The organism is Streptococcus sp. SCPM-O-B-15304 (M98), assembly GCF_058200215.1.
The window spans coordinates 37201-63343 of the sequence record NZ_JBYQGQ010000014.1 but is presented as its reverse complement, the minus strand read 5'-3'; the positions used below and the strand labels follow the sequence as shown (position 1 = coordinate 63343).

General features: G+C 41.2%; 22 protein-coding genes and 1 pseudogene. 21 read left to right on the top strand and 2 right to left on the bottom strand.

Annotated elements, in window-relative coordinates; all coding sequences use genetic code 11:
• The coding region (locus AC3E7H_RS08555) for an LPXTG cell wall anchor domain-containing protein (RefSeq protein ID WP_490676390.1) at positions 1-1997 on the top strand (1997 nt) is incomplete at its 5' end.
• An 807-nt stretch (positions 1998-2804) separates the two neighbouring features.
• Here the strand turns inward: AC3E7H_RS08555 and AC3E7H_RS08550 are convergent.
• Positions 2805-3650, bottom strand: coding sequence for a MurR/RpiR family transcriptional regulator (locus AC3E7H_RS08550; protein ID WP_060956197.1), 846 nt, complete (start codon positions 3648-3650; stop codon positions 2805-2807).
• Between the two features lie 196 nt (positions 3651-3846).
• Here AC3E7H_RS08550 and pbp2b point away from each other — a divergent pair, with 196 nt between their 5' ends.
• The 7 genes from pbp2b to rpsI all read left to right on the top strand — a co-directional run bounded on the left by pbp2b (position 3847) and on the right by rpsI (position 11004).
• The gene (gene pbp2b, locus AC3E7H_RS08545) at positions 3847-5892 is read left to right on the top strand and encodes a penicillin-binding protein PBP2B (RefSeq protein WP_414260822.1); all 2046 of its coding nucleotides are present in this window, start codon (positions 3847-3849) and stop codon (positions 5890-5892) included.
• A 10-nt stretch (positions 5893-5902) separates the two neighbouring features.
• Positions 5903-6499, top strand: coding sequence for a recombination mediator RecR (gene recR, locus AC3E7H_RS08540; RefSeq protein WP_070888870.1), 597 nt, complete (start codon positions 5903-5905; stop codon positions 6497-6499).
• A 166-nt stretch (positions 6500-6665) separates the two neighbouring features.
• Positions 6666-7709, top strand: coding sequence for a D-alanine--D-alanine ligase (locus AC3E7H_RS08535; protein WP_414260821.1), 1044 nt, complete (start codon positions 6666-6668; stop codon positions 7707-7709).
• Positions 7710-7762: 53 nt separating this feature from the next.
• The gene (locus tag AC3E7H_RS08530) at positions 7763-9133 is read left to right on the top strand and encodes a UDP-N-acetylmuramoyl-tripeptide--D-alanyl-D-alanine ligase (RefSeq protein ID WP_490676389.1); all 1371 of its coding nucleotides are present in this window, start codon (positions 7763-7765) and stop codon (positions 9131-9133) included.
• Between the two features lie 146 nt (positions 9134-9279).
• Complete coding sequence (locus AC3E7H_RS08525) at positions 9280-9987, top strand: YwaF family protein (protein WP_490676388.1); 708 nt, start codon at positions 9280-9282, stop codon at positions 9985-9987.
• A 159-nt stretch (positions 9988-10146) separates the two neighbouring features.
• Entirely contained in the window at positions 10147-10593 is a 447-nt protein-coding gene (gene rplM / locus AC3E7H_RS08520; RefSeq protein WP_001044622.1) for a 50S ribosomal protein L13, read from the top strand.
• An 18-nt stretch (positions 10594-10611) separates the two neighbouring features.
• The gene (gene rpsI, locus AC3E7H_RS08515) at positions 10612-11004 is read left to right on the top strand and encodes a 30S ribosomal protein S9 (protein ID WP_000075973.1); all 393 of its coding nucleotides are present in this window, start codon (positions 10612-10614) and stop codon (positions 11002-11004) included.
• A gap of 260 nt (positions 11005-11264) precedes the next feature.
• Here rpsI and AC3E7H_RS08510 read toward each other — a convergent pair.
• Positions 11265-11465: pseudogene (locus tag AC3E7H_RS08510) on the bottom strand (tyrosine-type recombinase/integrase); the annotation flags it as partial.
• A gap of 139 nt (positions 11466-11604) precedes the next feature.
• On the opposite strand from AC3E7H_RS08510, the gene AC3E7H_RS08505 reads away from it, so the two are divergent.
• The 13 genes from AC3E7H_RS08505 to recG all read left to right on the top strand — a co-directional run bounded on the left by AC3E7H_RS08505 (position 11605) and on the right by recG (position 25985).
• Positions 11605-12117 (top strand): GNAT family N-acetyltransferase, encoded by a 513-nt coding sequence (locus tag AC3E7H_RS08505; RefSeq protein WP_485737624.1) that lies wholly within the window; start codon positions 11605-11607, stop codon positions 12115-12117.
• A gap of 147 nt (positions 12118-12264) precedes the next feature.
• Complete coding sequence (locus AC3E7H_RS08500; protein WP_000284673.1) at positions 12265-12951, top strand: XRE family transcriptional regulator; 687 nt, start codon at positions 12265-12267, stop codon at positions 12949-12951.
• Between the two features lie 3 nt (positions 12952-12954).
• Positions 12955-14370 (top strand): Y-family DNA polymerase, encoded by a 1416-nt coding sequence (locus AC3E7H_RS08495; RefSeq protein WP_000540266.1) that lies wholly within the window; start codon positions 12955-12957, stop codon positions 14368-14370.
• On the top strand, positions 14367-14729 hold the full coding sequence (locus tag AC3E7H_RS08490; protein ID WP_000567213.1) for a hypothetical protein: 363 nt from the start codon (positions 14367-14369) through the stop codon (positions 14727-14729). Before AC3E7H_RS08495 ends, AC3E7H_RS08490 begins: the two co-directional genes overlap by 4 nt.
• Positions 14722-15000 (top strand): DUF5960 family protein, encoded by a 279-nt coding sequence (locus AC3E7H_RS08485; protein WP_000196990.1) that lies wholly within the window; start codon positions 14722-14724, stop codon positions 14998-15000. The genes AC3E7H_RS08490 and AC3E7H_RS08485 overlap by 8 nt, the downstream gene beginning before the upstream one ends.
• Positions 15001-15628: 628 nt before the next feature.
• The gene (locus tag AC3E7H_RS08480; protein ID WP_000760785.1) at positions 15629-16486 is read left to right on the top strand and encodes a TPM domain-containing protein; all 858 of its coding nucleotides are present in this window, start codon (positions 15629-15631) and stop codon (positions 16484-16486) included.
• 38 nt (positions 16487-16524) lie between these two features.
• A complete protein-coding gene (locus tag AC3E7H_RS08475; RefSeq protein WP_000790850.1) occupies positions 16525-17118 on the top strand; it encodes a LemA family protein in 594 nt (197 codons plus the stop codon).
• A 666-nt stretch (positions 17119-17784) separates the two neighbouring features.
• Entirely contained in the window at positions 17785-20298 is a 2514-nt protein-coding gene (gene secA / locus AC3E7H_RS08470; RefSeq protein ID WP_000002003.1) for a preprotein translocase subunit SecA, read from the top strand.
• A gap of 81 nt (positions 20299-20379) precedes the next feature.
• Complete coding sequence (locus tag AC3E7H_RS08465; protein WP_045762820.1) at positions 20380-21411, top strand: 3-deoxy-7-phosphoheptulonate synthase; 1032 nt, start codon at positions 20380-20382, stop codon at positions 21409-21411.
• Position 21412: 1 nt separating this feature from the next.
• Positions 21413-22444 carry a 3-deoxy-7-phosphoheptulonate synthase gene (locus AC3E7H_RS08460; RefSeq protein WP_075228792.1) on the top strand — a complete coding sequence of 344 codons (1032 nt, stop codon included), beginning with the start codon at positions 21413-21415 and terminating at the stop codon, positions 22442-22444.
• A gap of 45 nt (positions 22445-22489) precedes the next feature.
• Complete coding sequence (gene acpS / locus AC3E7H_RS08455) at positions 22490-22852, top strand: holo-ACP synthase (RefSeq protein ID WP_075228817.1); 363 nt, start codon at positions 22490-22492, stop codon at positions 22850-22852.
• Positions 22842-23945, top strand: a complete 1104-nt coding sequence (gene alr / locus AC3E7H_RS08450) for an alanine racemase (protein ID WP_075228793.1) — start codon at positions 22842-22844, stop codon at positions 23943-23945. The genes acpS and alr overlap by 11 nt, the downstream gene beginning before the upstream one ends.
• A gap of 24 nt (positions 23946-23969) precedes the next feature.
• Positions 23970-25985 carry an ATP-dependent DNA helicase RecG gene (recG, locus tag AC3E7H_RS08445; RefSeq protein WP_075228794.1) on the top strand — a complete coding sequence of 672 codons (2016 nt, stop codon included), beginning with the start codon at positions 23970-23972 and terminating at the stop codon, positions 25983-25985.
• Positions 25986-26143: the final 158 nt, after the last annotated feature.

Below are 26143 nucleotides of genomic sequence, written 5' to 3'. Positions count from 1 at the left end.
GGACTTATGAATTGGTCCCAGCTGGTAACTACACAGTAGGTGAAGTAGATGACGAAGGTCACCTCAAGTCAACAGACCCAACAACAGGTAAAGTCATCGAAGGTGATAAGAATGTAACCTATGTTTACAAACTTAAAGAAACACCAGCTGAGCCTAAGGGTAACGTTTATGTTCATTACGTAGATACAGAAGGCAAGACAATCAAGTCAGATGTGACTGACGAAGATGCTCAACCAGTAGACAAAGACTACGATACAGTTGTAGACAACCGTCCACAAGAGATTGAATTCGAAGGTAAGACTTATGAATTGGTCCCAGCAGGAAACTACACAGTAGGTGAAGTAGACGACGAAGGTCACTTGAAGTCAACAGACCCAACAACTGGTAAGGTTATCGAAGGTGATAAGAATGTAACATATGTGTACAAACTTAAAGAAACTCCAGATAAGCCTGTAGAGCCAACTCCAGATAAGCCTGTAGAACCAACTCCAGACAAACCTGTAGAGCCAACTCCAGACAAACCTGTAGAGCCAACTCCAGACAAGCCTGTAGAACCAACTCCAGACAAGCCTGTAGAGCCAACTCCAGACAAACCTGTAGAACCAACTCCAGACAAGCCTGTAGAGCCAACTCCAGACAAACCTGTAGAGCCAACTCCAGACAAACCTGTAGAACCAACTCCAGATAAGCCTGTAGAGCCAACTCCAGATAAGCCTGTAGAGCCAACTCCAGACAAACCTGTAGAACCAACTCCAGATAAGCCTGTAGAACCAACTCCAGACAAGCCTGTAGAGCCAACTCCAGATAAGCCTGTAGAACCAACTCCAGACAAACCTGTAGAGCCAACTCCAGACAAGCCTGTAGAACCAACTCCAGACAAGCCTGTAGAACCAACTCCAGATAAGCCTGTAGAACCAACTCCAGACAAGCCTGTAGAACCAACTCCAGATAAGCCTGTAGAGCCAACTCCAGACAAGCCTGTAGAGCCAACTCCAGACAAACCTGTAGAGCCAACTCCAGCCAAGCCTGTAGAGCCAACTCCAGACAAGCCTGTAGAGCCAACTCCAGATAAGCCTGTAGAACCAACTCCAGACAAACCTGTAGAGCCAACTCCAGACAAACCTGTAGAGCCAACTCCAGACAAACCTGTAGAGCCAACTCCAGACAAGCCTGTAGAGCCAACTCCAGACAAGCCTGTAGAGCCAACTCCAGACAAGCCTGTAGAGCCAACTCCAGATAAGCCTGTAGAACCAACTCCAGACAAGCCTGTAGAGCCAACTCCAGATAAGCCTGTAGAACCAACTCCAGACAAGCCTGTAGAGCCAACTCCAGATAAGCCTGTAGAACCAACTCCAGACAAACCTGTAGAGCCAACTCCAGACAAACCTGTAGAGCCAACTCCAGACAAACCTGTAGAGCCAACTCCAGACAAGCCTGTAGAGCCAACTCCAGACAAGCCTGTAGAGCCAACTCCAGACAAACCTGTAGAGCCAACTCCAGACAAGCCTGTAGAACCAACTCCAGATAAACCTGTAGAGCCAACTCCAGATAAGCCTGTAGAACCAACTCCAGACAAACCTGTAGAGCCAACTCCAGATAAGCCTCTGGATCCAACACCAGGTAAACCGGTGAACCCAACACCAGGTAAACCAGTGGATCCAACACCAGGTAAACCAGTGAATCCAACGCCAGGTAAGCCAGTGGATCCAACACCAGGTAAACCGGTGAACCCAACACCAGGTAAGCCAGTGGATCCAACACCAGGTAAACCGGTGAACCCAACACCAGGTAAGCCAGTGGATCCAACACCAGGTAAACCGGTGAACCCAACACCAGATAAACCAGTTTCGGAACAACCAGCTAATCCAACATCGGCTAAGGAACAACTTCCAAATACTGGTGAAACTACATCTGCAGGATCAACTGTACTCGGAGTAGTTGCAGGACTTGTAGGATTGGCAGCACTTGGACGTCGTAAGAAGGAAGACGAAAAATAGTCATCTTTCTTAGGAGAGTAATGTTACTTTGTTTAAAATAACGACTCACATTGACGATCAAATCTGGCTTTAAGTCATAGAAAAGAGTGGCTATCCCCCACTTTGGGGATAACATTTAGAAAATCTTTTCAACATAAAACGCATAATATCAAGGTTTTTGAATATCTGATATTATGCGTTTTTCTGATTTTAAAGATCTTTACCCAGCCTCTTTTTATGCATTTGGAAAACAAAAAGTCTTTCTATGAGATAAAGTTCCTCATAAATCACAACAAATGGAAGAACCCAAAGAAAGTGTTTAGTAGAGTGGGAGTTCTCTTTTTATCAGACTAGAGTTGATGTTTGGTAAGTTTTATTTTCGATAGGTGAGTCGAATACTATGAATTTCCGACATTGAAAATTTTGGGAATGGCGTTTCTTTAGATGAAGTAAGGTGATAGGTTTGACTTGCTCAAGTTTAAGGGGGATTGAATTTTTGAAAAACTCTTTAATCATCTTTTAAGAATATACTCATAAGGGAGAAGTATAATGAGGTTTATCTCAATCTATATGTATTATAAATTTCAAACATAGGTAATATCTTACTGCGGGGCTGTTTTATCTATCATTACAAATCTCTATAATCCCTACAGTTTTTAAACCAACTAACTATAGAACTTTAGAGACTTATAGAGACTTTTTATAGAAGGTAGCAGGTGTAGAGTTCTATGTGCATAAGTCATTAGTTATAGGACTTGAGCAAACTAAAAACCAGCGACTTTAATCGCTGGTTGCTGATGTGATTGTTCACTTGAAAGGGATGGAGGCTTATCTAGACCTTCTATTTCTACGATAGCCATTTAGTTTTTTATTTTCCCAATAACTGTTAAAGATTTTTTCTTTACTTTCACGATCAATTTCTAGGAAATAAGCATAGAGTAGATCGATTAAGATCAACATAGGAAGTTGGGCAGAAATACGTTGGATATAGGAAGCCTGACTTTGGCTTGCCACCAGTACAGTTTCTGTAAATGCCTGAGTTTCTTTGCTAGGCGTACTAGTAAAAAGAACAGTTTTAGCCCCCATATCTTGAGCGTCTAGTAGACTATCAATGATGGATGGAGTTGTTCCTGAAAGGGAGAAACCAAAGACCAAACATTTTTCATCGATGATACTGGTTGTCCAAGCGAAACCGTCTGGATCTGTCAAAGCCTCACAAACGACTCCAAGTCTCATGAAACGCAATTTCATCTCACGCGCAACGAGACCAGAACTTCCAGTGCCAAAAAAATAGACGCGTTCTGATTGATCAATCATTTGGGCAATGCGCTCCAGTTGGTCATCATCAATCAATTCTTGTGTCATTTCTCGGATATTTGTATAGCTTCTCAAGACTCTTTGGGTCAAAGGATTCATATCCTGTTGTGGAACGGAAAGGGTATCCTTTTGTTGCTGGTATTTAAAAATAAATTCCCGATAACCTGTAAAGCCACATTTTTTGGCAAAACGAGTGAGAGCCGCCTGAGAAATATGAAGTTTTTGAGTGACCTGCTGAGAAGACAAGTCATCATGAATGGTATCTGCCTGCAAAAAATAGCGGGCAATCTCTTGCTCTAAATCGGTCATTTCTTCAAAGTGAAGATCAATAATCGTAGAGATGTCTGGCTTGTTCATGGGACTCCTTTGTAGTTATTTGTTAAACATTATTTGTCAATAAAAGCTAACAAATAAAATAGCGCTTACTTATATTATACCACAGTTGCTTTGTTTTTGGGATAAAAAGGAAAAGTCTTTTCTTTTTCCATAATTTTCTCTTCAAATTATGGTACAATGGAGATTGAGATTTTGATTAGAAATGAGACTGATTTGTATGAGAAAATTCAATAGTCATTCGATACCGATTCGGCTTAATTTATTGTTTGCAATCGTTATTTTGCTTTTCATGACCATCATTGGTCGCTTGCTCTATATGCAAGTTTTGAACAAGGATTTTTATGAAGCTAAGCTAGCATCTGCTAGCCAAACTAGGGTAACAACGGGCTCTGCTCGTGGAGAAATCTATGACGCGGCTGGAAAACCCTTGGTAGAAAATACCGTTAAACAAGTCGTGGCTTTCACACGAAGCAATAAGATGACAGCTACTGATTTAAAGGATATTTCCACTAAACTCTTAACGTATGTAACAGTTACCTCGCCAGATTTGACAGAACGTCAAATGGCTGACTATTATCTAGCAGATCCAGCTGTCTATAAAAAAACGGTAGAGGCTCTTCCTAAGGATAAACGTTTTGATTCTGATGGAAATCAGTTGTCTGAAGCTCAACTTTATAACAATGCTGCTGAGAGTATCACTTCTGATCAACTGAACTATTCAGAGGATGAAAAGAAGGTTATCTACCTCTTTAACCAGCTCAATACAGTTGGTAATTTTGCGACAGGGAATATTCAAACCGATCCTTTGAGCGATACACAGGTAGCTGTGATTGCTTCTGCGTCTAAGGAATTGCCAGGTATTTCTATCTCTACCTCATGGGATCGAAAGATCTTAGAGACGTCTCTTTCATCTATTGTCGGAACTGTTTCTAGTGAAAAATCCGGTCTTCCAGCAGAAGAAGTAGACACTTATTTGAAAAAAGGCTATTCGCTCAATGACCGAGTCGGGACTTCCTATCTTGAAAAGCAATACGAAGAGGTCTTGCAAGGGAAACGGACCGTCAAGGAAATCCATTTGGATAAGCACGGAGACATGGAGAGCGTAGAAAATATCGAAGAAGGTAGCAAGGGGAAAAACATCAAATTAACCATTGATTTAGCCTTCCAAGATAGCGTAGACAGTCTCTTGAAGAGTTATTTCAACTCAGAACTTGCAAATGGTGGAGCCAGATATTCAGAAGGTGTCTATGCAGTAGCCCTCAATCCTAAGACGGGTGCTGTGTTAGCTATGTCAGGTATTAAACATAATCTGGAAACGGGCGACTTGACATCAGACTCGCTGGGGACTGTGACTAATGTCTTTGTTCCGGGTTCTGTCGTTAAAGCGGCTACCATCAGCTCTGGCTGGGAAAATGGTGTTTTAAAAGGAAACCAGACCTTGACAGACCAGCCAATCGTTTTCCAAGGATCCCCAGCTATCAATTCTTGGTATACTCCTTATTATGGTTCCTTCCCGATTACAGCAGTCGAGGCTTTGGAATACTCTTCTAATGCCTATATGATTCAAACTGCCCTAGGAATGATGGGCCAAACCTATCAACCAGATATGACAGTCAAGACAGACCGATTAGAGCCTGCTATGGAAAAACTACGCGCGACTTTTAGTGAGTATGGTTTGGGTGCTTCTACAGGGATTGATTTGCCAGAGGAATCAACAGGATTTATCCCCCAAAAATTTGACTTGGCTAATTATTTAACTAATGCTTTTGGCCAGTTTGATAACTACACACCGATGCAATTAGCCCAGTACGTTGCAACTATTGCTAACAATGGTGTTCGTCTAGCTCCACATATTGTCGAGGGAATATACGACAACAATGATAAGGGTGGCCTTGGGGAATTAATCCAAGCAATAAATACCAAGGAAATCAACAAGGTCAATATTTCTGAATCAGATATGGCAATCTTGCACCAAGGATTTTACCAAGTATCGCATGGAACTAGTCCCCTAACGACAGGACGGGCGTTTTCAGATGGTGCCACTGTTTCTATCAGTGGTAAAACCGGTACAGCTGAAAGCTATGTAGCTGGTGGTCAAAAAGAAGCTAATAATACCAATGCCGTGGCCTATGCTCCAACAGAAAATCCTCAAATTGCAGTTGCAGTAGTCTTTCCTCATAATACCAATTTAACCAAAAATGTTGGGCCAGCAATTGCTCGCGACATTATCAATCTATACAACCAACACCATCCAATGAATTAGAAAGGAAGCCATGCTTTATCCAACACCTATTGCTAAGTTGATTGACAGTTATTCTAAACTTCCGGGTATTGGGATCAAGACAGCAACCCGTCTAGCCTTTTATACTATTGGAATGCCGGATGATGACGTCAACGAATTTGCTAAAAATCTCCTTTCAGCTAAAAGAGAGTTGACCTATTGTTCTATCTGTGGACGTTTAACCGATGAAGATCCCTGTTCTATCTGCACAGATCCAAGTCGGGACCAAACAACTATCCTCGTCCTAGAGGATAGTCGAGATGTAGCTGCTATGGAAAATATTCAGGAATACCATGGGTTATACCATGTATTGCATGGGTTGATTTCACCCATGAATGGAATTAGTCCGGATGATATCAACCTTAAGAGTCTTATGACTCGTCTTATGGCCAGTGAGGTTTCAGAGGTCATCGTAGCTACCAATGCAACAGCTGATGGCGAAGCGACCTCCATGTATCTCTCTCGCTTGCTCAAACCTGCAGGTATCAAGGTTACTCGTCTAGCACGAGGTCTAGCAGTAGGAGCAGATATCGAATATGCAGATGAAGTAACGCTCCTAAGAGCCATCGAAAATCGTACCGAACTTTAGTCTGTAAGGATATAGAACAGGCAATTAACTAGCAGATACGATATATAAGAAATCAAGAGACTAGATTTATTTTTAATCCAGTCTCTTTTGTGCTATTCAAGTTTAAAAAAATAAACAAATGTGATATACTAAAAAGCGAGTATTCTAGTAGAAATAGGACAATCATATGAAACAAACAATTATTCTATTATATGGTGGACGCAGTGCAGAACGTGAAGTGTCTGTCTTGTCAGCTGAGAGTGTCATGCGTGCGGTTAACTATGATCGTTTCGCAGTAAAAACCTTCTTTATCAGCCAGTCTGGAGACTTTATCAAAACCCAAGAATTTACCCAAACACCTGGACAAGACGAACGTCTCATGACCAATGAAACGATCGATTGGGACAAGAAAATTGCTCCAAGTGCTATCTACGAAGAAGGCGCAGTTGTTTTTCCAGTTCTTCATGGACCCATGGGAGAAGATGGTTCCGTTCAAGGTTTCTTAGAAGTCTTGAAAATGCCTTATGTTGGTTGCAACATCTTGTCTTCAAGTCTTGCTATGGATAAGATTACTACCAAGCGTGTCTTGGAGTCTGCTGGGATTGCCCAAGTCCCTTACGTAGCCATTGTTGAAGGGGATGACTTGGCTTCTAAGATTGCTGAAGTTGAGGGGAAATTGACTTATCCAGTTTTCACAAAACCGTCAAATATGGGTTCTAGTGTTGGGATTTCTAAGTCTGAAAATAAAGAGGAACTCCATCAAGCTCTAGAGCTTGCCTTCAAGTACGATAGTCGTGTATTAGTGGAGCAGGGTGTAAATGCGCGTGAAATTGAAGTTGGACTTTTAGGAAACTATGATGTTAAGAGCACTCTTCCTGGTGAAGTTGTCAAAGACGTAGCTTTCTATGACTATGATGCCAAGTATATCGATAACAAGATTACCATGGATATTCCAGCTAAGATTAGTGAGGATGTAGTAGCAGTCATGCGTAAAAATGCAGAAGCTGCCTTCCGTGCTATTGGCGGGCTTGGATTGTCGCGTTGCGACTTCTTCTATACAGATAAGGGAGAAGTTTTCCTAAATGAGCTAAATACCATGCCAGGCTTCACTCAATGGTCTATGTATCCCTTGCTTTGGGACAATATGGAAATTTCTTATCCAGAATTAATCGAACGTTTGGTTGACCTTGCTAAGGAAAGTTTTGACAAGCGTGAAGCGCACCTATTGTAAAGACAGACATAAGGGCGAGGAAGGACTCCTTGCCCCTTTTTAAAGGAGTAAACATGAAACTTACGATTCACGAAGTTGCGCGTGTTGTTGATGCAAAAAATGATGTGACAAGCTATGCGGATAGTCCGCTAGTTAAGGCGGAGTTTGATAGTCGCTTGATTGCTGAGGGGGATTTGTTTATTCCTCTCAAGGGAGCGCGTGATGGTCATGATTTTATCGAGACAGCCTTTGAAAATGGCGCTACTGTAACCCTGTCAGAGAAGGAAGTAGCAGATCATCCTTACATTTTAGTAGAGGATGTTTTGACAGCCTTTCAAGCTCTCGCAGCTTACTATCTTCAAAAGGCAGGTGTAGATGTCTTTGCCGTTACAGGTTCGAACGGTAAGACTACTACCAAGGATATGCTGGCGCATTTGCTTTCTACAAACTACAAAACCTACAAAACTCAAGGAAATTACAATAACGAGATTGGGCTGCCTTATACAGTTCTTCATATGCCAGATGATACTGAAAAGTTGGTCTTGGAGATGGGTCAGGATCACTTGGGAGATATCCATCTTTTGTCTGAATTGGCTCATCCAAAGACAGCCATTGTGACCTTGGTTGGAGAAGCTCATTTGGCCTTCTTTAAGGACCGTTCTGAGATTGCCAAAGGGAAATTGCAAATCGCTGATGGTATGGAGAAAGGGGGCTTGCTTTTAGCACCAGCTGATCCTATTGTTGAGGATTATCTACCTGCTGATCAAAAAGTAGTTCGTTTTGGTCCAGGTGCAGAACTAGAAATTACAGATTTGATTGAGCGTAAGGATAGCCTGACTTTCAAGGCCAATTTCTTAGAGCAGGCTCTTGACTTGCCAGTAACAGGTAAGTACAATGCGACTAATGCCATGATCGCATCTTATGTTGCCCTGCAAGAAGGAGTATCTGAAGAGCAGATTGGTCAAGCCTTCCAAAATCTAGAATTGACCCGCAATCGTACCGAGTGGAAAAAAGCAGCCAACGGTGCGGATATCCTGTCAGATGTCTACAATGCCAATCCAACTGCCATGAAGTTGATTTTAGAGACTTTCTCTGCCATTCCAGCCAATGAAGGTGGCAAGAAACTCGCAGTTCTGGCGGACATGAAAGAACTTGGAGACCAGTCTGTTCAACTCCATAATCAGATGATTTTGAGCATTACACCCGATGTCCTTGATACCGTTATTTTCTACGGCGAAGACATTGCTGATTTGGCTCAACTAGCCAGTCAAATGTTTCCAATCGGTCATGTTTACTACTTCAAGAAAACTGCTGAAGAAGACCAGTTTGAAGCCATGGTCAAGCAGGTCAAGGAAAGTCTTGGAGCACATGACCAAATCTTGCTTAAAGGTTCTAACTCTATGAATCTAGCCAAGCTAGTAGAAAGTTTGCAAGAAGAAGACTAATGTTCTTCGATAAGAAAAATTTTTCAAGAGTAAATTTGTCTTGAAGGATTAGCTTCTTTGGAACACAAAAATATAAGAAATAAATGTAAGCTAGGCTCTATAAAGATCAGTAAGAGATTGGCTTATATGAAAATGAGGAAAGTTACATGAATTTTTGGGATGCTTTATTTAGCACGCAGCCGACGGAACCACCCCAATTTGATCTTCTTTGGTACGGAAGTCTATTTACCTTATTGGCATTGACTGTATTTCTTGCCTATCGTTATTGTGAGAAAAAAGTCTGTCAGCGATTTTTCCGGATTTTACAGGCGGTACAGCTAATCCTGCTCTACGGATGGTATTTGGTTAATCAGATGCCTTTAACAGAAAGTCTACCCTTTTATCATTGCCGTTTGGCTATGTTTGTAGTGCTTTTGACTCCGGGTGTCTCTAGAGTCAAGCAGTATTTTGCTGTATTGGGAACCTTTGGAACTTTGGCAGCTTTTATTTATCCAGTGCCAGATCCCTATCCCTTCCCCCACATTGCCATCCTGTCTTTTATTTTCGGACACTTAGCCCTCTTTGGAAATTCCTTGATTTATCTCCTGAAGGACTACGATGCTAGTTTACTGGATTTCAAACGAATCCTAATTATCACGTCTTCGCTCAATGCCTTGATTTTCGTGGTTAATTTAGTAACAGGTGGAGATTATGGATTTTTGACAAAACCACCATTGGTTGGAGATCATGGTCGTTTGATCAATTATTTAGTGGTAACGCTATTCTTGACTTGCGCTATTTACTTAGTCTCTAAAATTTTTCAGACAATCCTTCAGGAGCAGGCAGAAAAAAGGTTGAGAATCTGGCAGAAATAAAAAAATATTTTTCCAATCTCTTGACTTTTATCTGAGAATTTTGATACAATAGTAGACGGTATTGTTTACCCCATTTGTAAGGCCCCGGAACCTTTCAAATAACTTGCGGACCGGAACATCCGCCCTGTAAACAAAAACGATATTCATATAGGAGAAATCATGAACAAAACTACATTCATGGCTAAACCAGGCCAAGTAGAACGCAAATGGTACGTTGTTGACGCAACTGATGTACCTCTAGGACGCCTTTCAGCAGTTGTTGCTAGCGTACTTCGCGGAAAAAACAAACCAACATTCACACCACACACTGATACAGGTGACTTCGTAATCGTTATCAATGCTGAAAAAGTTAAATTGACTGGTAAAAAAGCATCTGATAAGATCTACTACACTCACTCAAACCACCCAGGTGGATTGAAATCAATCTCTGCTGGTGAACTTCGTTCTAAAAATGCAGTTCGTTTGATCGAGAAATCAGTTAAAGGTATGCTTCCACACAATACTCTTGGCCGCGCTCAAGGTATGAAATTGAAAGTATTCGTTGGAGCTGAGCACACTCACGCTGCACAACAACCAGAAGTTCTTGATATTTCAGGACTTATCTAAGGAAAGGAACAATAAAGTATGTCACAAGCACAATATGCAGGTACTGGACGTCGTAAAAACGCTGTTGCACGCGTTCGCCTTGTTCCAGGAACTGGTAAAATCACTGTTAACAAAAAAGATGTTGAAGAGTACATCCCACACGCTGACCTTCGTCTTGTCATCAACCAACCATTCGCAGTTACTTCAACTGTAGGTTCATACGACGTTTTCGTTAACGTTGTAGGTGGTGGATACGCTGGTCAATCAGGAGCTATCCGTCACGGTATCGCTCGTGCCCTTCTTCAAGTAGACCCAGACTTCCGCGATTCATTGAAACGCGCAGGACTTCTTACACGTGACTCACGTAAAGTTGAACGTAAGAAACCAGGTCTTAAGAAAGCACGTAAAGCATCACAATTTAGTAAACGTTAATTCGAAAGAATTACTATACTTACAAAGAGCACCTTTCGGGGTGTTCTTTTTTAAATTTTCTTACTAAATTGGTGCAATTGACACAGTTGTTGCGACTTTAGTCGCTTACAAATGTGGCTGCAATCTGACAAAGTCAGTTGCCTCAAAACGTTAATCAATACGATTATATCAACGTTTCAAAGCACTCAAGAGTTTACCTCATGGGTGCTTTTTTTATGTTTTTTGAAAAAGTTCACCTCAAAGTTTACCTTATTTTAACCTTATTGTTTTAGAGACTTTAAGGCAAATTCACCGACTGCCATAGGGACTACATTAGAAGTATTGACATAAATCTGTGTTGTACCTGTGTCGCTATGTGTTAGAGCTTCGGAAATAGCTTCTAAGCTCATTCCTGCCTGTTTAGCGAGTGTTGCTCCCGTATGACGCAGTTTATGAGGTGAAATGTGTTTTAACATTGGATATTATTTTTCTTCATAGTATGTTGTGTTATAATGTAGATACGATATGAAAAAATTAAGATAGCTCTGTAAATTCTGTAAATGTCACTTTGTGTGAACATGAGTACATTTGAATTTAGAGAATGATAGGAGATGGTTTACAATGATAAGTTTAGAGTTGATGTCTGAAGAAAATAGTATAGATATTTATTCTTTTGAAAAAGAAAATCGGGAGTATTTTGAGCGGAGTCTACCTCCTAGACCAGCCCACTATTTTGACTTAGAAGGTTTTAAAGAAATTACAAGGGAATTGTTAAGGGAACAAGAGAGCCATGATGTCTACATGCATCTTATTAGAGATGCACAAGGCATTATGGTCGGGAGAATCAATTTAAGTGTTTTAGGGAAGGATAGAAAAATAGCAGAACTTGGATATAGGATTGGAGAAAATGTTACTAATTTAGGATATGCAAGCGAAGCAGTTAAACTCGTTTTAGAAAAGGCCTTTACTACTTATGGTTTACATAAGATTATCGCAGGGACGGCAACGGACAATCTGGCTTCTCAGAGAGTGCTTTTAAAAAATGGTTTTACCTTTAGTAAAATCATAGAAAATGACTTTCAAATGAATAACGAGTGGATTCATACGACAGTATTTGAGATAAGGAATCTATAGCATCATCATTCCCAATAGTCTGCTAAACCTCAACATTCCTAGTAGACATTTGTCTGCTTTTTTTATATAATAAAACTAAACCAAAATGGTTGAATTTTAAAAAATAGAGTCAACCTTCAATGAAAACATCAGACTAGGAGGTAAAACATGTACCAACCAGAAAAACTTAAGGCTCGGAGAAAAGAGCTAAAGCTAACACAAAAGGAGATTGCAGAGCAGCTTGGGATTAGTTTTCAGGCCTATTCAGCTTGGGAACGTGGAGTCAAGGAACCTTCCGAAGAAAAGGTTAGACAGCTAGAAGAGATTTTAAAAGTGCCAAAAGGTTATTTCACCCAAATCGAAATTGTCCGTCTCTATAACAGCCTCTCTAATCAAGGAAAAGAGAAGGTAGTGGTCTATGCTCGCGATCTGGCTCAAGAAGAACAAGCCAAGAAGGTGATGCTTATTTCAGAAAAACTTTTCGAGTATCATGTCTACGAACGTATGTCAGCTGGTATCGGAGCTTCAGTTTATGATGATCGAAACTTTGACACGGTTTATTTCAATGAAGAACTGGCTCATGATTTTGCATCCTGGGTATCAGGGGATTCTATGGAACCCAAATATCAAAATGGTTCCGTGGCTCTGATTCGGGAGACTGGGTTTGATTACGACGGTGCTGTCTATGCAGTGGTTTGCAATAACCAGACCTATATCAAACGGGTCTATCGAGAAGAAGATGGTTTACGTCTGGTCTCTATCAATCCTAAATACAAGGATATTTTCATCTCTTATGAAGAAGATCCGAGGATTGTAGGCATTATCGTGGGTAATTTTGTGCCAATGGAGGGATAGTCTATGGGCTACTTTGATTATTCCAGAGAGCCCAAAAGTGATATTGCCTTTGTCGATATGAAGTCCTTTTATGCCAGTGTTGAGTGTGTGGAAAGAGGGCTTCATCCTCTTAAAACTTCCCTTTGTGTTATGAGTCGGGCGGATAATTCTGTTGGGCTTATTCTTGCCTCCTCGCCTATGTTTAAAAAGGTCTTTGGAAAAGCAAATGTAGGCCGTGCTCATGACCTGCCTTTTGATATCAAGACGCGCAAATTTTCCTACTACAATGCTAAGAAACAAGGCCTACCTACGGGTTCAGCTTATGTGAAATTTATCGAGGATTGGGCTCGGGTGAGCGTCATTGTCCCTCCTCGGATGGACAAGTATATCGCAGTTAATATGGAAATCCAACGAATCTTTCAGAACTATGGCAGTCCAGATGATATTTATCCTTATTCAATTGATGAAGGCTTTATTGATCTAACCAGTTCGCTCAATTATTTTGTCCCAGATCAGCAGATTTCTCGTAAAGATAAGCTGGATATGCTTTCGGCTCGTATCCAGAGGGACATCTGGCGGCAGACGGGGATTTACTCGACAGTCGGCATGTCTAACGCTAATCCTCTGCTTGCTAAGTTGGCCTTGGATAATGAAGCCAAGCACACACCGACTATGCGAGCCAATTGGTCTTACCAAGATGTGGAGGATAAGGTCTGGTCCATTCCAAAGATGACCGACTTTTGGGGGATTGGGCATCGGATGGAGAAGCGCTTAAATAGCTTGGAAATCTATTCGATTAAGGAATTAGCCAATAGCAATCCTGATGTCCTGAAGAAGGAGCTTGGCCAAGCTGGACTACGCTTGTGGTTTCATGCCAATGGAATAGATGAGAGTAATGTTCATAAGCCTTATAAGCCAAAATCTCACGGCTTAGGCAATTCGCAAATTTTACCGAGAGACTATGTCAAGCAGCGAGATATCGAAGTTATCTTCCGAGAGATGGCTGAGCAGGTGGCTATCAGGCTTCGACGGGCCAGAAAGAAGACGACAGTTGTGTCTATTCATCTTGGATTTTCTAAGCAGGAACAAAAACGCTCCATCCATACCCAGATGAAGGTTGAGCCGACCAATAATACCAGTCTTTTAGTCAGTTATGTACTGAAATTATTCCATAGCAAATATACTTCTGGAGCTGTCAGGAGTGTAGCCGTTAGTTATTCAGGATTGATGGACGAGTCCTTTTCTTTAATTTCCCTTTTTGATGATGTTGACAAGCTAGAAAAAGAAGAAAGGCTCCAGACTGCCATTGATTCCATTCGAGAACAATTCGGCTTTACTTCCCTTTTGAAGGCAACTGCCTTAGAGGATGCATCGAGAAGTATTGCCAGAAGTAAGCTGATCGGAGGGCACTCTGCTGGAGGATTAGATGGACTAAAATGATTGATCGCTCTTATTTGCCCTTCCAATCCGCGAGGGATTATCAAGATCCAGGCATGCAGAAGTGGATGGGCTTTTTTCTATCGGAGCATACGAGTTCACTCAGTGCAGAAAAAAATCGTGTCGATTTATCAACAGATTTGAATCCAGTTGAGAAATTGTTGCTGCTTTCCCAGCTCTACGTTGGACGACAAAAAGGCTCTTTTGTTGTCAAGGAGAAAAATCATAAAGGCACGATATTGGGTGAAGTAAGAGCATTATCCCCCGAAGAAATCTCTGTTAGAACGGATGAAGGCTATCGATTAATAAGGGTAGATGATATTCTCACAATCCAACTTTGTCAGGAGGAAGTTGATGACTAGAAAAGAGTTATATGAAAACAAATTGCAGATGGATTACTTCTCAGATGACTACATTCGTTTTGAGGAAGATTTCCAAAAATACTCTGCCATGAATGTACCCTTGACTTTCTTGATTGATGATATTCTGCGAACCATGGCTATCAACCAAAAGGACTACTTTGTCTTGAACAAGGAAAATGCCAAGGACGGCAGAGATCATTATTATTATTTTGAGATAGATTATCGCGTAGGATGTAGAAGTTTTCACTATAAAAAGCATGTGAATAGATAATTTGAACGCTACGACAGATGAAGCCTATATTTATTTTGAAAATAAATTACCCAGTGAATTAGCCCCCCTAACAGAGAGTGCTAAAACATCATAAATTCATCAAGTGATTTCGAAAATTTTGAGAATAACGGAAAAAAGGTTAAAAATGTTTGATCAGTAGATAAATATATTGATGACTATATTTTTTATTATATTGTAAAATAAAAATTTCTCTCCACAAGAATACAAAGACTAGTAGATTTAAGAATGTATAGACCCCGAAAGTTAAATTTTTCGGGGGTGTAGTACAGAGGAATTCCTCCCTCTCAAAGCCTCTCTTTTGTCATGAGTTGTTGGATATCAAGAAATGCAAATCTTATGAACTATAATGCCAAGAAATAAGGCTTGTCAACAGATCCAAAATTTATCTAAGATTGGTTCCGAGTGCTTCTGATTATTCCTTCTAGAGATTGCAGTCAATATGGTGGGAATTTAGACCATTTAATGCAGAATAGAGAGTCCGATTTGTCATCAAAAAAACATCATTTTCTTAGTTTTTGTCATAGATTTGTAATGAAAATGTACTTTCTTTGTAAAAATCAAAATGCTATAATTCTCTAAACAATTTTCCTTACACAGGGAGGTTATTATGAAAAAATATAGATTGTTAAAGAAAAGTTTCTTGGCGCGTATCCTTGGATTGCTGATGGTATTTCTCTTCTTATCAGCATTCACAGCACCTGAAAAACCAGACTATGGTATCTACGATCCAAATCATTATTTGACAGAGGACACTATCACACAAATTCGTGATTTGAATGAAGCTAATAGTAAAAAGGCAGAAAAGCTTCAAGTGGGAGTTTATATCGTGGACAGTTTAGAAGGAGAAAACATTGAAACGGTCGCTAATGAGACGGCTAGAGCCTGGAAAATAGGTTATTCAGGAGATAATTTTGGAAGTTTGATTGTGGTAGCTGTTCAAGATCGTAAATCAAGGATTGAAACAAGTAATAATACCGCAATTAGAATAACAGACTACCAAACCAAGCAGATCCTGGCAGCCAGTCGTACAGATTTTAAAAATGGGGACTATAGTAAGGGGATTCTAGCGATTGCCAAAGCTTTGGATAATCAGTTTTATAAGGGAAGTGGAACCTTTTCATCTGATGAAACGTCGTTTGCAGATGCTTCCGCCAAAATCAGACGTTACTCTGATAGCATCAGTGGTAAAAAATCGAGTCGAAATAGTAGCTCGTCTAGTCATCGTAAGAACAGTGATCCTATGGACAATGTGTTCGGAGTCGGGATAATCATTTATTTCATTATCATATTTATAGCCATTATTAGAGGAGGCGGCGGTGGCCGAGGAGGAGATTCCTCTGACGGTGGCTGGTGGTTTAGTGACTCATCCGATTCGGATTCGTCTTGGTCAGACTCAGGTTCAGATTCTTCTGGTGGCTGGGACGGCGGAGGCTTTGATGGTGGAGGTTCATCTGATGATTGGTAATGTCAGTATAAAATTTAAAGAAATGAGTAGGTTTAGATATGAAAAATAAAGGAATCATTTATGTATTGAGCATTTTACTAGCCATTATCTTGCTGGGAGGTTGCTCGGTTGTAGGTACTTATAACGGTCTTGTCTCCGAACAGACCAAGGTAGAACAAGCTCAAGCAAATGTAGCGACAGCTCTTCAACGTCGTTCAGACTTGATTGGAAATTTGGTAGAGTCTGTAAAGGGACAAATGAACCATGAGACAGAGGTCTTCACCCAGATTGCAGAAGCACGTGCAAAAATTGGGAATGGCTCTGTTACTTCAAAGGAAAACCAAGAGGCTCAAGGTGAGTTGAGTTCAGCTATTTCACGCCTACTTGTGTTGACAGAGAACTATCCTGAGCTTAAGAGCAATCAAAATGTGGAACAACTCATGACGGAGTTGGCTGGAAGCGAAAATCGTATTTTTGTAGCCCGCAAGGATTACAACCAGGCAGCAACTGACTACAATCAAAAATTAAGAAGCTTCCCAACTGTTCTCTTTGCTAATATGATGAACTTTAAAGAAGCAGAAACCTTCAAAGAAAGCGAAGAAGCCAAGACGGCTCCAAAGGTTGACTTTAGTACTTCTACATCAAAACAGTAGACTGGCCGTTTATTTCTAAGAATTGCAAGATCTGGAAACTACTTTCCAGGTCTTTTTGCTATAATAAAAATAGGAAACAGTTCTGGAGGTGATGAGATGGAGAAGTTGCTACAATTGTTGATTTTAGTGCCCTATTTTTTCTTTTTTAGTTGGCAAAGGAAGGCACGACCAGGAAGAAAACACTTTTCACTCCTTTACTACTTTTACTGGATTTATTTACCTCTCATGGCCTTGTTTAGTCTAGCTTTCACTCTTTTTTCGCTAATCTTATTTAATTTTATTTTACTAGAACCCAAGGATTTAGCTAGGTGGTTGATATGGATAGTTTTAGTCTTTTTATCCTTACTCAATGACTGGATAGTTTATACTTGTCTAAAATTTATGAAAAAATTGAAGTTGGAAAAGAATAAGGCTAATCTTCCTTGAGAGAACTGAGGAAATTAGTGCCTAATAACTGAAGGATGCTTCGTTTCTCAATGCTGAAGTTGAGTAGAAGTTCAAATTAGGAAAAATGAAGCTAAGAGGAGGAATTTTAAGGGAACTAATCTCGATGATTAGCCCTTTTTTGCCCTAAGGGAAAACGGAATATTTCTTGAAAAAATTGGGCAAATATGCTACAATAAAAAGAACATTCTAAAATATTCAGAATTTAAAGTAAGGAAAAAAATGGCAAATTTATTAAAAACAATCATCGAAAATGATAAAGGGGAACTCCGCCGCCTAGAAAAGATGGCTGATAAAGTCCTCAAATATGAAGATGAAATGGCTGCGTTAACAGACGAGCAATTGAAAGCAAAAACAGAAGAATTCAAACAACGCTATCAAAATGGTGAGACTCTTGACCAACTTTTGTATGAGGCGTTTGCTGTTGTACGCGAGGGAGCTAAGCGTGTTCTTGGTCTTTTCCCGTATAAGGTTCAGGTTATGGGGGGAATCGTTCTTCACCATGGTGACGTTCCTGAGATGCGTACTGGTGAGGGGAAAACCTTGACAGCGACTATGCCAGTATACCTTAACGCCCTTTCAGGTAAAGGTGTTCACGTAGTTACGGTCAATGAATACCTATCAGAACGTGACGCGACTGAGATGGGTGAGTTGTACTCATGGCTCGGCTTGTCAGTTGGGATCAACTTGGCAGCCAAATCTCCAATGGAGAAAAAAGAAGCTTATGAGTGTGATATCACTTATTCAACAAACTCAGAGATTGGTTTCGATTATCTTCGTGATAACATGGTCGTTCGTGCCGAAAATATGGTTCAACGTCCACTCAACTACGCCTTGGTCGATGAGGTTGACTCAATCTTGATCGACGAAGCTCGTACTCCTTTGATCGTTTCAGGAGCCAATGCAGTTGAAACCAGTCAACTCTACCATATGGCTGACCATTTTGTGAAGTCTTTGGATAAGGATGACTATATCATTGATATTCAGTCTAAGACAATTGGTCTGTCTGATTCTGGTATTGACAAGGCTGAAAGCTACTTCAAACTAGAAAATCTCTACGATATCGAAAACGTAGCCTTGACTCACTTTATAGACAATGCCCTTCGTGCTAACTACATCATGATTCTTGATATTGACTATGTGGTCAGCGAAGAGCAGGAAATCTTGATTGTCGACCAATTTACCGGTCGTACCATGGAAGGTCGTCGTTATTCTGATGGTTTGCACCAAGCTATTGAAGCAAAAGAAGGTGTGCCAATCCAAGATGAAACCAAGACTTCAGCTTCTATTACCTACCAAAACCTCTTCCGTATGTATAAGAAATTGTCAGGGATGACAGGTACTGGTAAGACAGAGGAAGAGGAGTTCCGCGAAATCTATAATATTCGTGTTATTCCAATCCCAACAAACCGTCCAGTTCAACGTATTGACCATCCAGACGTACTTTATGCTAGTCTTGAAGCTAAATTTAAGGCTGTTGTTGAAGATGTAAAAGCTCGCTACCAAAAAGGTCAACCAGTCTTGGTAGGTACTGTTGCTGTTGAAACCAGTGATTATATTTCTAAAAAATTGGTAGCTGCAGGAGTTCCTCACGAAGTATTGAATGCCAAGAACCACTATAAAGAAGCTCAAATCATCATGAATGCTGGCCAACGTGGTGCAGTTACAATCGCGACCAACATGGCCGGTCGTGGTACTGATATTAAGCTAGGTGAAGGTGTTCGTGAACTTGGTGGACTTTGTGTCATTGGTACAGAACGCCATGAAAGTCGTCGTATCGATAACCAGCTTCGTGGACGTTCAGGACGACAAGGGGACCCAGGGGAATCTCAATTTTACCTTTCTCTTGAAGATGATTTGATGAAACGTTTCGGTTCAGAACGCTTGAAGGGTGTCTTTGAACGTCTCAATATGTCAGACGAAGCGATCAAATCTCGTATGTTGACACGTCAGGTTGAAGCAGCACAAAAACGTGTTGAAGGAAACAACTACGACACACGTAAACAAGTCCTTCAATACGATGATGTTATGCGTGAGCAACGTGAGATTATCTACTCACAACGTTACGATGTCATCACTGCTGATCGCGACTTGGCTCCTGAGATTCATGCAATGATTAAACGCACTATTAATCGTGTTGTTGATAATCATGCGCGTGCTAAACAAGATGAAAAACTAGAAGCTATCTTGAATTTTGCAAGATACAACTTGCTTCCAGAAGATTCAATTTCACTTTCAGACCTAGAAGGTTTGTCAGACCAAGCGATCAAAGATGAACTTTACCAACGTGCCTTGAAAGTCTACGATAGCCAAGTTGCTAAGCTTCGTGATGAGGAAGCTGTTAAAGAATTCCAAAAAGTCTTGATTCTACGTGTTGTAGACAACAAGTGGACAGACCATATTGATGCTCTTGATCAGTTACGTAATGCTGTTGGTCTCCGTGGTTATGCTCAGAATAACCCAGTCGTTGAGTATCAAGCCGAAGGTTTCCGTATGTTTAATGATATGATTGGTTCCATTGAGTTTGATGTGACTCGTTTGATGATGAAAGCACAAATTCATGAACAAGAGCGTCCACAAGCAGAGCGTCATATCAGTACGACAGCAACTCGTAATATTGCTGCGCAACAGACTGAGCTTCCTGCAGATTTGGATCTTAGCCAAGTTAAGCGTAACGACTTGTGCCCATGTGGTTCTGGTAAGAAATTTAAAAACTGTCACGGTAAACGACATTAAGAATGACTAATTTTCAGGCGGATGCCTAGTGAAAAGTGAATTTTCGCTTGGCGTCCGTTTGCTTTATAAGGAGGATGAATCATGGTATTTACAGCCAAAAGCCCTAAAATTAATATTGAAGAAGTTCGTAGTTTGTCTAAATTAGAAGGACAGGCACTTGCCAATAAACAACAACGCGATCAAGAACTTGAAGCGATTATTCGTGGTGAAGATCAACGCATTTTGTTAGTGATTGGTCCGTGTTCGTCTGACAATGAAGAAGCAGTTCTTGAGTATGCCAAGCGTTTGGCAAAACTGCAAGAAGAAGTAAAAGACCGCGTCTTTATGGTGATGCGTGTCTACACTGCTAAACCACGTACTAATGGTGATGGTTATAAGGGCTTGATTCACCAACCAAATGCCAAAGAAGCACCTAGTCTCATCAATGGGATCAAGGCGGTTCGTCACCTGCATTACCGTGTTATTTCTGAAACAGGAATGACGACAGCGGATGAGATGTTGTACCCAGAAAACCTTCCTTTGGTAGATGACTTGATTTCTTACATGGCAGTTGGAGCTCGTTCGGTTGAAGACCAACAACACCGTTTTGTAGCTAGTGGAGCAGATTTTGCGACAGGTTTTAAAAATCCAACGTCTGGAAATCTCAATGTCATGTTCAACGGGATTTATGCAGCTCAAAATAAGCAGAGTTTTCTTTTCTTAGGAAAAGAAGTAGAAACTACTGGAAATCCTCTATCCCATGCCATTCTCCGTGGTGCCCTCAATGAATACGGGAAAAATATCCCCAACTATTACTATGATAATTTGATGGATACCATTGCCCAGTATGAAAAAATGGGCCTCGAAAATCCATTTATCATCATTGATACCAACCATGATAACTCAGGCAAGCAGTATATGGATCAGATTCGCATCGTTCGTCAGACCTTGATTAACCGCGACTGGAATGAAAAGATTAAAAAATATGTTCGTGGCTTCATGATTGAGTCTTATCTAGAAGACGGTCGTCAAAATGAACCAGAGGTCTTTGGAAAATCTATCACCGATCCATGTCTAGGATGGGAAAATACTGAGTCTCTTGTTCGTGAAATCTACCAAAGACTAGGAGAATAGTATGGCATTTATTGAAAAAGGTCAAGAAATCGATATTGAAGCGATTAAGGCGGAAACACAGCTGTCTGCAGAAGCCTTGCAACATAAGGAAAGCCGAGACCAAGAACTGGCTGATATTCTATCTGGTAAGGATGATCGTATCCTTTTAGTCATTGGTCCTTGTTCATCTGACAATGAAGAAGCAGTGCTTGAATATGCTCGCCGTTTAGCAGACTTGCAGAAGAAAGTTGCGGATAAGATTTTCATGGTCATGCGTGTTTACACAGCCAAGCCACGTACCAATGGAGATGGCTACAAGGGTTTGGTTCATCAGCCAGATACTTCTAAAGCACCAAGTTTGATTAATGGTTTACAGGCTGTTCGTCAGCTTCATTATCGTGTTATTACAGAAACTGGATTGACTACAGCAGATGAAATGCTTTATCCATCCAATCTAGTCTTGGTTGATGACTTGGTGAGCTACCATGCCGTGGGTGCACGTTCGGTAGAAGACCAGGAACACCGTTTTGTTGCTTCAGGGATTGATGCACCAGTGGGTATGAAAAATCCAACCTCTGGAAATCTGTCTGTTATGTTTAATGCCATCTATGCTGCACAAAACAAGCAAACATTTCTTTACCATGGACAAGAAGTTGAGACTTCAGGTAATCCCCTAGCTCACGTTATCCTTCGTGGAGCTATGAATGAATATGGGAAAAATGAACCAAACTTCTACTATGAAACTCTCTTAAATGCTATCGGGCGTTATGAGTCTATGGGGCTTGAAAATCCCTTTATCATGATTGATACTAACCATGATAATTCAGGGAAACAATATATGGAGCAAGTTCGAATTGTTCGCCAAGCACTGCTCAACCGTGACTGGAATGAAAAGATTAAGAAAACAGTTCGAGGTTTCATGATTGAATCCTACTTAGCAGATGGTCGACAAAATCAACCAGAAATCTTTGGTTGCTCTATTACAGACCCATGTCTAGGATGGGAAAATACAGTAGCCTTGGTAGAAGAAATCTACACTACCTTAACAAAATAAGTGAAAAGGATGGAGTTGGGGGTATCTCAACTCCTTTTGACGAAAATGATAGTTGGACACGGAATTGATATCGAAGCATTAGCTTCTATAGAAAATGCAGTTGAAAAAAGAGAAGGATTTGCACGGCGTGTCTTGACAGACGAGGAAATGGAGCGTTTTGCCAGTCTCAAAGGTCGTAGACAAATCGAGTATTTGGCTGGGCGTTGGTCAGCTAAAGAAGCTTTCTCAAAGGCTATGGGAACGGGAATTGGGAAGCTGGGCTTTCAGGATTTGGAAGTTTTGAACAATGAGAGAGGGGCGCCTTACTTCAGCAAATCCCCATTTTCAGGAAAAGTGTGGCTATCGATCAGCCATACAGATCAGTTTGTGACAGCTAGTGTTATTTTGGAGGAAGATTATGAAAACTAGTCCACATAGACCAACCAAGGCCCTCATCGATCTGGGTGCTATCCGCTACAATATCCAACAAATGGGAGAGCACATTCCCAAAGATACCCTAAAATGGGCGGTTGTGAAAGCCAATGCCTACGGACACGGAGCGGTAGCTGTTGCTACGGCTATCCAGGATGATGTCGATGGTTTTTGCGTTTCTAATATCGATGAAGCCCTTGAACTCCGTCAAGCAGGAATTTCTAAGAAAATTCTCATTTTGGGAGTATCTGAGGTTGAATCTCTTTCATTGGCCAAGGACTTTGATATTACTTTGACAGTGGCTGGCTTGGAATGGACCCAGAAACTCATAGCTACAGAGCCAGACTTATCAGGTTTAACTGTTCATCTTAAAATTGACTCAGGTATGGGACGAATTGGTTTTAGAAGTGCAAGCGAGGCAGCACAAGCTCAAACTTTACTCAAGGAACATGGAGCAAATGTTGAGGGAATCTTTACCCATTTTGCAACTGCTGATGAAGAGTCGGATAGTTACTTTAAGCAACAGTTAGAATGCTTTAAGGGAATCCTAGCTGACTTGCAAGAAGTACCAGAACTAGTCCATGCGAGTAACTCAGCAACGACTCTATGGCATGCAGAAACTATTTTCAATGCGGTTCGCATGGGGGATTCTATGTATGGTCTCAATCCAAGTGGACAAGTTTTGGAATTGCCTTATGAACTAAAACCTGCTTTGACCTTGGAAACAGCCATCGTTCATATCAAAACAGTAGAGGTTGGGGCTTGTATGGGTTACGGAGCAACTTATCAAGCAGACGGTGAGCAAGTCATTGCAACGGTACCGATCGGTTATGCAGATGGTTGGACACGAGATATGCAGAGTTTCTCAGTTTTGGTGGATGGACAATTGTGCCCTATCGTAGGGCGGGTATCCATGGACCAAATCACCATTCGTTTACCTAAGCTGTATCCATTAGGTACCAAGGTAACCTTGATTGGTGCAGACGGTGATCAAGAAATTACTGCAACAGATGTAGCGGTTTACCGAGGAACCATCAATTATGAGGTAGTTTGTCTCCTCAGTGATCGAATTCCGAGAGAATATCATTAAGAAACAAAAGGAAAGGAGAGGAGCATGAATTTACACCAACCCTTGCATGTCTTGCCTGGCGTGGGACCAAAGTCAGCAGAAAAATATGCCAAACTAGGAATCGAAAACCTGCAAGATCTCTTGCTCTACTTTCCTTTCCGTTATGAAGATTTTAAGACCAAGCAGGTGCTAGAGCTAGAAGACGGTGAAAAGGCTGTCCTATCTGGTCAGGTAGTAACACCAGCTAGTGTTCAGTATTATGGTTTTAAGCGCAATCGCCTACGCTTTAGCCTCAAGCAGGGAGAGGTTGTGTTTGCAGTTAACTTCTTTAACCAACCCTACCTGGCTGACAAGATTGAGCTAGGAGCGACTCTAGCCGTTTTTGGTAAGTGGGATCGCGCCAAGGCTAGTCTAACAGGGATGAAGATTTTAGCTCAAGTGGAGGACGACCTTCAACCTGTCTATCGTCTCGTACAAGGAGTTAGTCAAGCAAGTCTTGTTAAGATCATTAAAACCGCCTTTGATCAGGGGCTAGATCTCTTGATAGAGGAAAATCTCCCTCAGTCCTTGCTAGATAAATACAAACTCATATCTCGCTGTCAGGCTGTTCGTGCTATGCATTTTCCTAAGGATTTGGCAGAATACAAGCAGGCTCTCCGTCGAATCAAGTTTGAGGAACTTTTCTATTTCCAAATGCAATTACAGACCCTCAAGTCTGAAAATAAGGTTCATGGAAGTGGATTGGTTCTGAATTGGTCCCAGGAAAAACTAACTGCGGTTAAAGAAAATTTGCCTTTTGCTTTGACCCAAGCACAAGAAAAGAGCCTGCAAGAAATCCTGACCGATATGAAGTCGGACCATCACATGAATCGACTCTTGCAAGGGGATGTTGGTAGTGGGAAAACAGTGGTGGCAGGTCTAGCGATGTACGCAGCCGTAACGGCTGGTTATCAGGCTGCCCTCATGGTTCCAACAGAGATTCTTGCAGAGCAGCATTTTGAAAGTCTAGAAAGTCTCTTTCCTGATTTGAAACTAGCTCTCCTAACAGGTTCATTAAAAGCTGCAGAAAAACGTACGGTTTTAGAGACCATTGCCAAGGGCGAGATTGATGTGATCGTCGGTACCCATGCTCTTATACAGGACGGGGTGGACTACGATCGACTTGGTTTGATTATCATCGACGAGCAACACCGTTTTGGGGTCGGACAAAGGCGTATTTTACGTGAAAAAGGAGAAAATCCAGATGTCCTTATGATGACGGCAACACCGATTCCACGAACCTTAGCCATCACCGCCTTTGGAGATATGGATGTTTCTATTATTGACCAGATGCCAGCAGGACGAAAGCCAATCGTAACACGCTGGATTAAACATGAACAGTTGCCCCAGGTCCTGACTTGGTTGGAAGGAGAAATTCAAAAAGGGTCTCAAGCCTATGTCATTTCGCCCTTGATTGAAGAATCTGAAGCCCTAGATCTTAAAAATGCTATTGCTTTATCGGAAGAATTGACGGCTCATTTTTCTGGAAAAGCAAAAGTTGCTCTCTTACACGGTAAGATGAAAAGTGATGAAAAAGACCAGATTATGCAGGAGTTCAAAGAGAGAAAAACAGATATTCTGGTTTCAACAACAGTTATCGAAGTCGGGGTCAATGTGCCAAATGCGACCGTCATGATTATCATGGATGCTGACCGTTTCGGACTCAGCCAGCTTCATCAGCTCAGAGGTCGTGTCGGTCGGGGAGACAAGCAGTCCTACGCGGTTCTTGTAGCCAATCCCAAGACTGACTCTGGAAAAGACCGCATGCGCATCATGACGGAAACGACTAATGGATTTGTCCTTGCAGAAGAAGATTTGAAAATGCGTGGTTCGGGTGAGATTTTTGGAACCAGACAGTCAGGTCTACCAGAGTTTCAAGTGGCTGATATCATCGAAGACTTCCCAATCCTTGAGGAAGCTAGAAAGGTAGCAAGCTATATCAGTTCTCTTCCTAATTGGCAAGAGGAACCAGAGTGGCATATGATTGCCCTAAATCTAGAAAAGAAAGAACATTTAGATTAAGCTTTCTCTAAGAAAATCTTAAGTTTGCTTTTAGGGTTATTGCCTATACTAGAGTCATCAAAAAGAAACGAGGACTCTCACATGACAATTAAAGTAAATTACCAAAAAACGTTTCAACAGGAACAAACACCTTCTCCTAAATACTAAGTAAAAGAGCG

Bases quoted from the DNA above. Each gene is read 5' to 3' on its own strand.
- AC3E7H_RS08460 (WP_075228792.1), top strand. From the start codon at position 21,413: ATGGCATTTATTGAAAAAGGTCAAGAAATCGATATTGAAGCGATTAAG.
- alr (WP_075228793.1), top strand. From the start codon at position 22,842: ATGAAAACTAGTCCACATAGACCAACCAAGGCCCTCATCGATCTGGGT.
- AC3E7H_RS08485 (WP_000196990.1), top strand. From the start codon at position 14,722: ATGACTAGAAAAGAGTTATATGAAAACAAATTGCAGATGGATTACTTC.
- AC3E7H_RS08525 (WP_490676388.1), top strand. From the start codon at position 9,280: ATGAATTTTTGGGATGCTTTATTTAGCACGCAGCCGACGGAACCACCC.
- acpS (WP_075228817.1), top strand. From the start codon at position 22,490: ATGATAGTTGGACACGGAATTGATATCGAAGCATTAGCTTCTATAGAA.
- rplM (WP_001044622.1), top strand. From the start codon at position 10,147: ATGAACAAAACTACATTCATGGCTAAACCAGGCCAAGTAGAACGCAAA.
- AC3E7H_RS08465 (WP_045762820.1), top strand. From the start codon at position 20,380: ATGGTATTTACAGCCAAAAGCCCTAAAATTAATATTGAAGAAGTTCGT.
- AC3E7H_RS08530 (WP_490676389.1), top strand. From the start codon at position 7,763: ATGAAACTTACGATTCACGAAGTTGCGCGTGTTGTTGATGCAAAAAAT.
- AC3E7H_RS08495 (WP_000540266.1), top strand. From the start codon at position 12,955: ATGGGCTACTTTGATTATTCCAGAGAGCCCAAAAGTGATATTGCCTTT.
- secA (WP_000002003.1), top strand. From the start codon at position 17,785: ATGGCAAATTTATTAAAAACAATCATCGAAAATGATAAAGGGGAACTC.
- AC3E7H_RS08535 (WP_414260821.1), top strand. From the start codon at position 6,666: ATGAAACAAACAATTATTCTATTATATGGTGGACGCAGTGCAGAACGT.
- AC3E7H_RS08505 (WP_485737624.1), top strand. From the start codon at position 11,605: ATGATAAGTTTAGAGTTGATGTCTGAAGAAAATAGTATAGATATTTAT.
- rpsI (WP_000075973.1), top strand. From the start codon at position 10,612: ATGTCACAAGCACAATATGCAGGTACTGGACGTCGTAAAAACGCTGTT.
- AC3E7H_RS08490 (WP_000567213.1), top strand. From the start codon at position 14,367: ATGATTGATCGCTCTTATTTGCCCTTCCAATCCGCGAGGGATTATCAA.
- recG (WP_075228794.1), top strand. From the start codon at position 23,970: ATGAATTTACACCAACCCTTGCATGTCTTGCCTGGCGTGGGACCAAAG.
- recR (WP_070888870.1), top strand. From the start codon at position 5,903: ATGCTTTATCCAACACCTATTGCTAAGTTGATTGACAGTTATTCTAAA.
- AC3E7H_RS08550 (WP_060956197.1), bottom strand. From the start codon at position 3,650: ATGAACAAGCCAGACATCTCTACGATTATTGATCTTCACTTTGAAGAA.
- AC3E7H_RS08500 (WP_000284673.1), top strand. From the start codon at position 12,265: ATGTACCAACCAGAAAAACTTAAGGCTCGGAGAAAAGAGCTAAAGCTA.
- AC3E7H_RS08480 (WP_000760785.1), top strand. From the start codon at position 15,629: ATGAAAAAATATAGATTGTTAAAGAAAAGTTTCTTGGCGCGTATCCTT.
- AC3E7H_RS08475 (WP_000790850.1), top strand. From the start codon at position 16,525: ATGAAAAATAAAGGAATCATTTATGTATTGAGCATTTTACTAGCCATT.
- pbp2b (WP_414260822.1), top strand. From the start codon at position 3,847: ATGAGAAAATTCAATAGTCATTCGATACCGATTCGGCTTAATTTATTG.